Raw genomic sequence first — 11,747 nt, forward strand, 5'->3', positions numbered from 1 at the left:
TTTTATTCTTTTCCTGTTCCGTATCCTTTTACAATTCCACGAGGTGAATTTTTAATAAATTCTAAAATCTCGTCTCTTTCTTCCGTAGGTGGCATTTCGTTTTCGATGAATCTTGTTGCCTGAGAAACATTCATTTTAGATTGAAAAAGGTATTTGTAGATTTTTTGAATTTCAAAAATTCTATCATTACTGAAGCCTCTTCTTCTTAATCCCACAGAATTAATTCCTGCATAAGACATAGGTTCTCTCGCTACTTTTACATAAGGTGGAATATCTTTTCTTACGAGTGTTCCTCCAGAAATCATCACGTGTTTCCCAATTTTACCAAACTGATGAACCGCAGAAAGACCTCCCATTACAGTGAAATCTCCTATTTCTACGTGTCCTGCAATTCCGCAACCGTTTACAATGATGACATGGTTTCCTAGAACACAGTCATGAGCGATGTGAGAAGTAGCCATGATAAGGCAATCATTTCCTACTTTGGTATAGCCTAATGCTTTGGTGCCTCTGTTGATGGTTACACATTCTCTGATGGTAGTATTGTCTCCAATAATGGTCAATGTTTGTTCCCCATCAAATTTCAAATCTTGTGGAATTGCAGAAATTACCGTTCCGGGAAAAATTCTACAGTTTTTACCAATTCTTGCACCATCCATAATGGTAACATTGGGACCAATCCAAGTTCCTTCTCCTATTTCTACATCTGCAGCAATGGTGGTAAAAGGTTCTATGGTAACATCTTTGCCAATTTTGGCACGTCTGTCTACAGCGGCTAATTGATGAATCATGAGTCTAATTTGGTTTTAGCAACTTGAGCCATCAATTCTGCTTCTACTACTACGCTGTCTCCTACGTAACCGTAACCTTGCATATGAACAATGCCTCTTCTTATAAGTTCTATTAGTTCTATTTTAAAAATAAGAGTATCTCCAGGAATTACTTTTTTCTTGAACTTTACCTTATCTATTTTCACAAAATAAGTGGAATAATTTTCTGGGTCTGGAACATTTGCCAAGACTAAAATACCTCCAGCTTGAGCCATCGCTTCGATTTGTAAAACACCAGGCATCACTGGTTCTTTAGGGAAATGACCTACAAAGAAAGGTTCATTCATCGAAACATTTTTAAGACCTACCACATGAGATTCTGACAATTCTAAAATCTTATCAATCAATAAAAATGGTGGTCTATGTGGTAAAAGACGCATAATCCCGTTAATATCAAAAACAGGTTCTGCTTTTAAATCAAAATCTGGCACGTTTTTCTTTTTTTGTAATTTCCACTGTCTGTTTAGTTTTTTCGCAAATTGTGTATTCACGAAATGTCCAGGTTTAGTAGCAATTACTTTTCCTTTAATTTTTACACCTGTTAACGCTAAATCGCCGATTACATCTAGCAATTTATGACGAGCTGCTTCATTAGGATAATTAAGGGTAAGATTATCTAAAATACCATTTGGTCTGATGGTAACTTCTTCTTTACCGAAAGCTTTTTTAAGTTTTTCAGCGGTTTCTGGAGTTAATTCTTTGTCTACGTAAACAATAGCGTTAGAAATATCGCCCCCTTTAATAAGGCCACTGTCTAAAAGCATTTCTAGTTCGTGCAAGAAACTGAAAGTTCTCGCCGAAGAAATTTCATCTTTAAAATCTGTAATATTTTTAAGAGAAGCGTTCTGAGTTCCTAAAATTTTAGTCCCGAAATCTACCATCGTAGTAATTTCGTAGTTTTCAGAAGGAATAATGGTAATTTCTGAGCCTGTATTAGGATCTACATAGTTCATCACTTCTTTGATGACTAAATATTCTCTGTTTTGCTCTTGTTCTACCACTCCAGCTTCTTCTATTGCTTCTACGAAAAATTTAGAAGAACCATCCATAATTGGTGGTTCTGCACTGTTCATTTCTAAGATAGCATTATCAATATCCATTCCTACTAAAGCAGCCAATAAATGCTCACAAGTATGGATTTTAACTCCTAATTTTTCTAACGTAGTCCCTCTTTCTGTAGTCGTTACATAATTTACATCTGCTTCTACTTGAGGATTACCTTCTAAGTCTGTTCTTACAAATACAAAACCTGTATTTTCTTTAGCAGGTTTCATGGTAAGGTTTACTTGTCTTCCTGTGTGAAGTCCAATCCCAGAAAGTGATACTTCTTTACCTAAAGTCTTCTGTTTTTCACTCATTAGTATTTTCTTTTGAGTTTTTTTCTAGATTATTTATTCGTTCAACAATTTCAGGGAATTTTCTGAAAAGTACATAGCTTCTTCTGTAATCACCAGCATTGAAAGCAGGTGTTCCGAAGAGTGTTTCGCCGTCTTGTACATCTCTATTTATTCCGCTCTGAGCTTGTACTCTAATCTGGTTACCTATTTTGAGATGACCAGCAACACCAGTTTGTCCGCCAATCATATTCCAATCTCCTATAACGGTAGAACCAGCAATACCAGCTTGTGCTGCGATAACGTTATTTTTACCAATTTTCACGTTATGAGCAATCTGAATCAGATTATCTATTTTGGTTCCTTCACCAATAACAGTAGAACCGATAGTTCCTCTGTCTATACTGCAATTAGAACCAATTTCTACATTATTTTCTATAACTACATTCCCTAATTGTGGGATTTTTTGATAGCCATCTTTCGTTGGTTGAAAACCGAAACCATCACTTCCTACCACTGTATTAGAATGGATGATGCAATTATCGCCAATCACACAGTAATCATAAATTCTTGCACCGCTATAAATAATAGAGTTTTCGCCAATTTTCACATTTTTCCCGATGTAAACTTGAGGAAAAATCTGTGTTCCGTTACCGATTTTTGATTTATCTGAGATATAAGAATGTGCACCCACGTAGACATTCTCGCCTATTGTAGCGCTGTCTGCAATGGTAGAAGGTTGTTCAATTCCTGATTTTTTTTCTTCTCTCATCTGTTGATAGAGATTCATTAAAACCTGAAAAGCCAAATAAGCGTCTTCTACTACAATAAGTGTAGGTTTATAGTTTTCTCCTTTAACAAATTTTTCAGAAACAATAATTACAGATGCTTCTGAAGAAAATATATAATCTGCAAATTTTTCCTGAGAGACAAAAGAAAGCTGTCCTTCTTGTGCGTTTTCTATTGGCGAAACGCCGCTTATAGAAGCACTTTCGTCTCCAATGATCTTACCATTGATAAAACTTGCAATTTGAGCTGCAGTAAATTCCATATCTTGCAAAGATACGAAAATCTTATTACACTCATACAATTTTTAGTTTTTTGAAAACTTAAATTTCTCTAGGGAAAAACAGAATGTTTTTGGTGGTTGGTTGGTTGATATGCGCTGATAGAATTTGGGTTTCTGCGTCTTCCAACTTTATCTTTCTTCCGTCTCTTTTGAGCAAAAAAATCGGTTGTTTTTGATTATCATAAGGAAGCAAAGTTCTGCTGATTTGTTCCACCAATTGGTCTCCATTTTCGATGCCAAATTTCTGATTGGCACGTTCTATTTTTTCTAAAATTTCTGATTCTTCAAATTTTTGAGAAGAAAAAACTGTTTTTGGGAATTTTCTCTGAACCACCGCTTTACAGAAATAACTCAACACAAAATCATCCGCATTTTGCCAAGTTTTTATCGCGCTCAGTACATCTGTATCATCCAGTTGTGTAAAACGATTCACATCTTCTTCTGTTGCTTTTTCGAAATCAGTTTTGTACAAGAAATATTTCAAATTTCCGTAAGCTTCCACTTGTTTTCCTTCGGAAATGAGCTGTTTTGCTCTGCTCAAGATTTTCACCAAAAGATGTTCTGCCAAAGCCGAAGTTTTATGATAATAAACCTGCCAATACATAAACATTCTTGCCGTAAGGAAATTTTCAATAGAATAAACTCCTTTTTCATCAATCAGAAGTTCATCATCTTTTACATTCATCATCGAAATAATTCTCTGCGTGTTCACACTTCCTTCCGAAACTCCCGTAAAGAAACTGTCTCGCTTCAAATAATCTAATCTATCTACATCTAACTGTGAAGTAATCAATTGGTTAAAGAATTTTCGATGGTATTTTCCTTGGAACATTTCTATCGCCAAATCTAATTCACCATTAAACTCATCATTCAATTTTTTCATCAATAAAATCGAAAGTTTCTCGTGATGCCAATCTTCCATCAAAAGACTTTCTAAAGCGTGAGAATACGGACCATGACCTACATCGTGCAATAAAATGGCTAGAAGCGCCGCTTTTTCTTCTTCGTCTGAAATTTTTACATTTTTCAGTTTCAAAGTTTCAAGTGCCGTGAACATGAGATGCATTGCACCTAAAGCATGATGAAATCTGGTATGAGTAGCTCCCGGAAAAACTAAACTCAACAATCCTGTTTGAGAAATTCTGCGCAATCTCTGAAAATAACGATGCTCTAACACATCATACAAAATTTCGTAAGGAATTTTTATAAAACCATGAACTGGGTCGTTGATAATTTTGAGTTTATTGGTGCTCATTTGAATAGATAAATGATGATTGATAAATGATTTTTCAAATTTACGGAAATTTAGTTTAACAGATTTTTAATTCATCTTATGCTTTACGACATCTTCTATGACAAAAAAAATAAAATAAGCTTTTTGGGTTATAAAACTTAGAGTTCTCACCATGAAAGTTTACACTATTATTACGCATCAATTAGCGTAATTATTTCGCCTTTTTTGTCTTTTTTGAGACATTTGTTCGAATCAAGTTCGAATCAAGTTCGAATCAGCTTCGGAAAAGGTACCCTTTTTGCGAACAAAACTCGAGTTTGACTGCCACTTGATTCAACTCAAACCCTTATTTGTTTTCTTCAAAACGCCAAATAAAGTTCTGGGTATAATAAGAAGCAAGTATCTTGCTTTTGTCCTGCAAGTAAAATGCAAGCAGACATTAACTACCCTTTCCTTTGACTTTCCTTTGACTTTCCTTTGACATTGCTTTGGGATGGGTTAAGATTTTAATTAAGCTTTTGAGTATCAAGAATACTTTTGTATATTTGGTGGTGTGCAAAATCCCAAGAACGGAAGCAAACTTCCTTCTCGGGACTTCGCAAATCCGCCGAACCGTTAGCCCTCATTTAAAAGACAGACATCGAATATGTATATCAATAAGATAATAATTAAGAAATTCCGACATCTTGAAAACGAAGAATTAGGTCCTTTTAATTTTAACAATAAAAATTCAGACCTAATTGTATTTGCAGGTCCAAATGGTAGTGGAAAAAGCTCTGTACTTGAATTAATTGGATATGGTCTTTCAAGTTCATACAGTCTTAGTTGGCAACTTTCGAGAACATTTACTGGGTTCTCATTTGAAATAGGTATTGGATTGAATACAGATGAAAAAGAGATTATTGTTAATTCGTTAAAAGAGGAACTTTCATCAATAGACAAACAAATAGAGGAAAGAATTCGTGCCATTGATGAAACAGAAAATACACCAGAGTATAAAGAGTCACAAAAACAAGCAATAACAGAAAGTCTAAAAAGGCCACATAAACACAAGTATGACATTCTAGAATACTTTATAAAAAACAATATTTATTACAGGGCATTTGAATATAATGAGGGAGAATATAATAAGAACCCGACTCTTCATAATCAAATACATAGTTATGTAACTAGAGAACTTAAGGATAAACTTAAAAGGTCATTAGGTTTCTTTTTAAGAGCTGACAGAAATTATCCTCAAAAGGGTTTTAGAAGAGACCAAATTTTCAGTTTTGATAATGTAAATAGAACTGAACATTTATGGACAATGGCGTTTAATACAAGTGAAATCCAATATCAAGATATGTATGAATTTCTTGTTCAGCAACGCTATCATTATCTACGTGAACTTGGAAATTATCACAATCAGAAAAATAAAGGCACAGCTGTTGGTGAAGAACCCTCAGACCCTATCAAACCATATGAACAATTATTAAACACCTTGTTTCCTGATTATAAATTTGCTGATAGAAATGAATCAATCCCTTCAAATTTATTCATCGAATTACCGTCAGGAGAAATAATAACATTTAATGACCTTTCATCTGGTGAAAAGGAAGTGTTTTTTATACTATCTTTTTTCATAAGACACAATGTAGAAAATGCGATAATTGTTATTGATGAGCCAGAATTGCATCTTCATCCTGAGTTATCAAGACTTTTAATACGAAATATAAAAAGTATAAAGAAGGGAAATCAAATTTGGATGGCAACACACAATTCTGAAATAATTGATGAGACAGGTAGGGATAAAGTCGTATATGTTACACGTGACCTTTCAACAAGAAAAGCCAAATTCATCTCTGGAAATAATGAACAAGAAGCAATTTTGCAATTAAAGAATCTATTTGGATTCTCTGGTTATATTGGTGTTGCAAAAAATTTAGTATTTCTGGAGGGCGATAACTCAAGTCCTGACAGAAAATTTTACAGCTCTTTATTTAGTAACAATTCAAACTTCAAATTAATTCCCGCAAACGGAAGTGACAATTTGAACAGAATTAACAATGCTATACTTTCCATTATGGAATCAAACATAGCATGGATAAGTTTTTATCTTATAAGAGACCGCGATTATTTAACTGCGGAAATGATTTCTAAATACAGAAACCATTCTTCAGGAAAAATATTCGTGTTGGAGAAACATGAATTGGAGAATTATCTAATCGATTTTACTTCAATAAAGGCGGTATTATCTGACATTTTCAATATTGAAAAGAGCGAGGAAGAGATTGAAGATGTTTTTCATAAAACAGCTATCAACCTATCATCTGCTGTAGTTAGAGACATGATAAGTTTTAGGTTGAACCTAAGACTGAATCCTCAGGATTTTTCCATTGGTAAAATATTGAACGGTCAACCTTATTTTGAAGGAACAAAAGAAAACTATGTCGTCAAGACCGATAATAATGAGTTAATAAAAAGAAAATTTAGCGAAACATCCTCTGAAATACATACTTCGTTAACTGATCAATTAAGTAGTTCAGCAATTGAAGAGATTATTTCTAATAGCGAACGCGAGGTTAAAACAGCTCTGGAGACAGATGGATGGCTAACCCTTTTCCCAGGAAAAGAACTTATTGAACTTTCAGCAAAAGCATTCGGGATTACTAACACGATCAGTTTTCAAAACTCAATAATTAAAGAACTTGCGTCACATAGGGAAAGAATAGACAATGAATTACAGAGTATTTTTGATAAAATAAACGAGGGCTAACAGCACCTACCCAAAAGTGGCGGTTCTGTGGTTAAATCAAGCTTTGTGCTTCAATCAAAGTTTGTGCTTGGTTGACAATGAAGTGCTCCGAAATCGCCACCTTCGGGTAGCTGCAAAACGTTAGCAGAAATGCTATGGAACCGTCTAAACAGTAAAAGATAGGATAACTAATGGAAATTGATTTTTTTAAATTGGACTATTACTCAGACTTTTTAGGAGAAAAAGAAATACGATTTTATACAAATTCAAAAGACACTAAATTTAAGCGAAACATAGAAGAGTTTGCTGAAAATCAATTTCACGAAATACAATTAACTCAAGGAGAAAATAATATTTATTTTTTTAGTCTTTGGGAAGGTTATTTTGACTCATTAATACGAGAACTTATTGACAATAAAAAAGAATATGGTGAATTGCCAAAGTTTATAAGAAATTGGAATGAATGTAAAGGCTGGTGTGATGTTGATTCAATAGAAGATGTAATTTTAGAGAACGAACTTGAATGGTTACTGTCAATAATTCCAATAATTAACGATAATCACAATAAAGAACCTAAAAATAGTGTTTGGGACAATAATTGTATAAATGACCTATTGATTTTCTTAAATTTTGTAAAAACGAAAGAGTGGGAATTAAGAATATCGGAAGAATAATTGTAGAAACAAGCACTTCTGCTAACATATGTAACTGTTGCACAACTCCTTTTTTTTTAGAAAATAGTTTTTAAAAACATAAAATTTTTACCTCTTTAGAAGCAATTTTAGAGAGGTTTGTTTTTAAAATATTAAAATTTAGAGCGCTTACAATGGAGTTATTGAAGTTGCAGAGTATAGTTTTTATAAAAGTTTTAGTATATTTGAGTAGTGCAACTTGCACTATGAATTTGCAAAATCCCAAGAACGGAAGTAAACTTCCTTCTCGGGACTTCGCAAATCCGCCGAACCGTTACCTGCAAGCTTAAAAAAAATCCCGATAAAATGAAAAAATCAATCTTATTTTTTCTAACTATAATTTCTTTTAGTTGTCAATCTCAAACTAAAAAAATTGAAGACAGAACAATAAATTATTATTTTGAACAAATCGGAGAATTAGAACTAAAACAATTATTAGAGCAAAAAGTTTTAATTGATAGCGTGACTATAGCAGAAAAATATAAAGATTCATCAACTAATCGTTTAAATGATGAAGGCTTCCAAAAGTATGCAGACATTAAAATGAATATTTATCAGTCATTTTTCAAAGACTATTTATATCAACAAAAAGTAGAATATGGAAACGATATTTATGTTCTATACTTCACAATGGCTGGATTTGATGATATGGAATGGAATATAATAAAATGGACCAAAGAAAATTGGAATGAAGAAGAGCGTTTAAGCAGAGAAAGACTTGAAAAAGAAAAAAATATTGAGAAAATACTTTGGAATTATGATGAAGCTGATAAGAACTTGGAAAACATTAGGATTTTCATAAAAAATGAATATTTAGTTATGGAAAGAGGAAATTTATATCATTCACTTTACGACCTAAGAAGTAAAAAAGTTATTTTAAACGAGGAAAGTCCGTGGAACGCTTCGAATGGGAAAGACAAAGTAGAAATGAATAAATGGATTAAAGAAAATTTACACGATAAAATTGAACAATATTTAAACACAAAAAGAGAATAAAGCCCGCAGGTAACAGCCGTTTGGCAAGATTGCGAATTTTGTAGTAAATACACGTATACATTTCGCAAGAAATTTTATCTTTAACAGAAAATAATCGGTTCCGAAGCTCGCAACCTCGCCAAGCGCCGAACCGTTAGCAGAAATACGTCACCAACAATGCTTAAAAATATAGCTTTAATTTTCCTATCTATAATTTATCTTGCATGTTCTCAAAACACCAAAGATAATTTTGAGAAAAGTGAAGATTTTATCCGTGATTGGAAAGTAATTAGATATCCTTATTCAAATGCAACTTTAAGCATTTCTAAAAATCATACATTTGAGTATCATGAAACGGGACATATCAGTGAAATTTATTCTGAAGGAATATGGAAATTTGACAATGATACTTTGGTTTTAAATTCTATTCAGCCAAACGAATGTTTATATTTAGATGATTTTTCATTGACCAAAGGAAAAACAATTGATGATATGCAAAAAACATTAAAAAACTGCGAACCAAAACCAAATTCAAAATTTTTCACAGAATTTAATAATTCAAAATTCATTGTAACAAAAGATTCTTTGTATTACTTGAATTTAAATCCTGAATATTCTCAAAAATACGGAAATTACAAAATATTTTAAAAGTACTTCTGCTAACAGTGTATTCGCAAAAGCGGGCTTGAATACTCAAATTCAAAATTTGAATAATCTTCGCCGCCACTGCTTTTCGGTTTCGTTTTTATTTTGTAACTTCACTTCACCGAAAAAGCATTGGCTCAGTTTGGTTGAAAATTGAACTTTCAGTTCACTTTTCGCCCGCCTTCGCCAATGCTTTTTCGATGTGGCAAAATCCGCTCCGCTCCTTTTGCCACATCGGTTCGGCGGATTACATCCGCAGATGTTGCTCGTCGCTACGCGAACTTCGCACATCTGTGAATTTGCAAAATCCCAAGAACGGAAGTAAACTTCCTTCTCGGGACTTCGCAAATCCGCCGAACCGTTGTGCGAAATTACATACCAACATTATGGCAAAAAAGACTTTTTCCAAGGAACAAATTTTTGGCAATTGGAAATTAATAAAAGAAATAGGTTTTGGAGGAAATAGTTCTGTATGGTCTGCTGAAAACTTAACAACACTCGATTCTAAAGTTATTAAATTACTGAAAAAAGATCATGAAACCGCACGAAAAAGATTTCTCGATGAAATAAAGATTATTTCAGAAAATCAAGATATTCCCGGAGTAATGAAAATCTTAGATTCGTCTGATAATTCAGATGATACTTTGTGGTATGTGATGCCAAATGTACAACGTCTTGATAAATTTTTGAATGACAAACCTTCAATAACAAAAGTTGACGCAATTCTGAATATCGCGAAAATCATTTCCGAATTACATGCAAGAGGGGTTTCTCACAGAGATATTAAATCTCAAAATTTATTTGTTGATGATGAATTTATCATTGGGGATTTCGGGCTTGTTGATTATCCTGATAAAGAACCAGGTCTTACAATTACAGGAAATTCACTTGGACCAAGATGGACAATAGCGCCAGAAATGAGAAATAATCCTGAAATTTCGGACGGCATTTCGGCTGATGTTTACAGTTTATCAAAAACATTATGGATTCTTTTGACAGGAGTTGAAAAAGGATTTGAAGGTCAATATTCACCAACAGGTTCGGTTGGTTTACAAAATTATTCTTCAGATATTTATACAAATATTTTGCAGGAATTATTAGTTAAATGTACTGAAAATAATCCTAAACTTAGACCAAATATAAACGAATTCATTCAGACCCTAACAGAATGGATAGAAATTCAAAATGATTTTTATAAGAGGAATGATTTAGATTGGAAAACCGTTCAATACAAATTATTTCCACTTAATATGCCACAAATAGCAGTATGGAATGATTTACAAAGTATTTGTAATATATTGAACATTTTGGGCGGAATAAAATCTCTGAATCATCTTTTTTTTGACAATGGAGGTGGTCTGGATTTAGAAGGTGCAAAACTTTCAAATGAAAGTGGCTTTTTGGAACTTGATTTTGGAATGACTTATTTAGTGAAGCCTAAACGTCTTACATTTTGTTCTTTTAATAATGCTGACTTTGAGTGGAACTATTTTTATTTAGAATTGGAAGATGTTAATCATATCTATTCGTCATACAAAGGCTCGGAACAACTAATAGAAATTGATTCTTTAAATTACAAACCATATGACTACATTGATAATTATTATGAAAAATATGACAATGGTGAAAATCCACCAGTAAATTATAGAAATATAGTTCGACTATCTAAAGGTAATTTTGTGATTTTCAGAAAGACATCATCATATAATCTGACACCTTCTACATATGATGGGAGACATGGAGAAATGACAGTCGAAGAGTTTAGAGAATATATTCAGCATCTAATAGATATTGGCTATAAAGCAGGCTTTATTAGAGATGAAAATGGAAAAATAACAAATAGATATATGTCCCATGATATCAGATGGAAAAGTAGAAAGTAACTTCGCACAACATCGGCTTGGCAAAATGCGGGGTTAAGTGGAAAATTGAACTTCACACCTATTTATCCGCCAAAAGCTGTTTGCTTTTGTCTTTTTATTAAATTTACCAAAAGCTCACAGCTTTGGCTACGTCTCGGTCTGAATTGAACTTTCGCTCAATTCAAGCCCGCACTTCGCCAAGCCGTGGCCCGATGTGGCAAAATCCGCTCCGCTCCTTTGGCTACGCCGAATCGGGGATTTTGCCACATCGGTTCGGCGGATTACATCCGCAGATTGTCACGTCCTAAAAAAAGTTTACACTTTTTATATTAATACTAAAATTCGTTTACAGTTCAAATATAATTCTAAAAT

9 protein-coding genes are annotated in these 11,747 nt (G+C 33.3%); 5 read left to right on the plus strand and 4 right to left on the minus strand.

Annotation, left to right across the window (positions count from 1 at the left end; translation table 11 throughout):
* Positions 1-2: 2 nt before the first annotated feature.
* The 4 genes from lpxA to QO190_RS06055 are packed head-to-tail and all read right to left on the minus strand — an operon-like array spanning position 3 to position 4,488.
* Positions 3-791, minus strand: coding sequence for an acyl-ACP--UDP-N-acetylglucosamine O-acyltransferase (lpxA, locus tag QO190_RS06040; protein WP_104793444.1), 789 nt, complete (start codon positions 789-791; stop codon positions 3-5).
* Entirely contained in the window at positions 788-2,188 is a 1,401-nt protein-coding gene (locus QO190_RS06045) for a bifunctional UDP-3-O-[3-hydroxymyristoyl] N-acetylglucosamine deacetylase/3-hydroxyacyl-ACP dehydratase (protein WP_371462103.1), read from the minus strand. The genes lpxA and QO190_RS06045 overlap by 4 nt, the downstream gene beginning before the upstream one ends.
* Positions 2,181-3,215, minus strand: a complete 1,035-nt coding sequence (gene lpxD / locus QO190_RS06050; RefSeq protein ID WP_371462104.1) for a UDP-3-O-(3-hydroxymyristoyl)glucosamine N-acyltransferase — start codon at positions 3,213-3,215, stop codon at positions 2,181-2,183. Before lpxD ends, QO190_RS06045 begins: the two co-directional genes overlap by 8 nt.
* Positions 3,216-3,273: 58 nt before the next feature.
* The gene (locus QO190_RS06055) at positions 3,274-4,488 is read right to left on the minus strand and encodes an HD domain-containing protein (protein WP_069798092.1); all 1,215 of its coding nucleotides are present in this window, start codon (positions 4,486-4,488) and stop codon (positions 3,274-3,276) included.
* Positions 4,489-5,113: 625 nt separating this feature from the next.
* Between QO190_RS06055 and QO190_RS06060 the strand changes: the two genes are divergently transcribed.
* The 5 genes from QO190_RS06060 (at position 5,114) to QO190_RS06080 (ending at position 11,396) form a co-directional block, all read left to right on the plus strand.
* Entirely contained in the window at positions 5,114-7,222 is a 2,109-nt protein-coding gene (locus tag QO190_RS06060; RefSeq protein WP_371462105.1) for an AAA family ATPase, read from the plus strand.
* Between the two features lie 170 nt (positions 7,223-7,392).
* On the plus strand, positions 7,393-7,875 hold the full coding sequence (locus QO190_RS06065) for a hypothetical protein (RefSeq protein WP_371462106.1): 483 nt from the start codon (positions 7,393-7,395) through the stop codon (positions 7,873-7,875).
* 324 nt (positions 7,876-8,199) lie between these two features.
* Positions 8,200-8,889: a hypothetical protein gene (locus QO190_RS06070; RefSeq protein WP_371462107.1), complete on the plus strand. Its 690-nt coding sequence runs from the start codon at positions 8,200-8,202 to the stop codon at positions 8,887-8,889.
* Positions 8,890-9,045: 156 nt separating this feature from the next.
* Positions 9,046-9,516 carry a hypothetical protein gene (locus QO190_RS06075; RefSeq protein ID WP_371462108.1) on the plus strand — a complete coding sequence of 157 codons (471 nt, stop codon included), beginning with the start codon at positions 9,046-9,048 and terminating at the stop codon, positions 9,514-9,516.
* A gap of 383 nt (positions 9,517-9,899) precedes the next feature.
* Positions 9,900-11,396 (plus strand): protein kinase, encoded by a 1,497-nt coding sequence (locus tag QO190_RS06080; RefSeq protein ID WP_371462109.1) that lies wholly within the window; start codon positions 9,900-9,902, stop codon positions 11,394-11,396.
* Positions 11,397-11,747 lie beyond the last annotated feature (351 nt).

Source organism: Cloacibacterium sp. Arc13, from assembly GCF_041431305.1.
GTDB lineage: Bacteria > Bacteroidota > Bacteroidia > Flavobacteriales > Weeksellaceae > Cloacibacterium > Cloacibacterium caeni_B.

Bases quoted from the DNA above. Each gene is read 5' to 3' on its own strand.
- lpxD (WP_371462104.1), bottom strand. From the start codon at position 3,215: ATGGAATTTACTGCAGCTCAAATTGCAAGTTTTATCAATGGTAAGATC.
- QO190_RS06055 (WP_069798092.1), bottom strand. From the start codon at position 4,488: ATGAGCACCAATAAACTCAAAATTATCAACGACCCAGTTCATGGTTTT.
- lpxA (WP_104793444.1), bottom strand. From the start codon at position 791: ATGATTCATCAATTAGCCGCTGTAGACAGACGTGCCAAAATTGGCAAA.
- QO190_RS06080 (WP_371462109.1), top strand. From the start codon at position 9,900: ATGGCAAAAAAGACTTTTTCCAAGGAACAAATTTTTGGCAATTGGAAA.
- QO190_RS06045 (WP_371462103.1), bottom strand. From the start codon at position 2,188: ATGAGTGAAAAACAGAAGACTTTAGGTAAAGAAGTATCACTTTCTGGG.
- QO190_RS06065 (WP_371462106.1), top strand. From the start codon at position 7,393: ATGGAAATTGATTTTTTTAAATTGGACTATTACTCAGACTTTTTAGGA.
- QO190_RS06070 (WP_371462107.1), top strand. From the start codon at position 8,200: ATGAAAAAATCAATCTTATTTTTTCTAACTATAATTTCTTTTAGTTGT.
- QO190_RS06060 (WP_371462105.1), top strand. From the start codon at position 5,114: ATGTATATCAATAAGATAATAATTAAGAAATTCCGACATCTTGAAAAC.
- QO190_RS06075 (WP_371462108.1), top strand. From the start codon at position 9,046: ATGCTTAAAAATATAGCTTTAATTTTCCTATCTATAATTTATCTTGCA.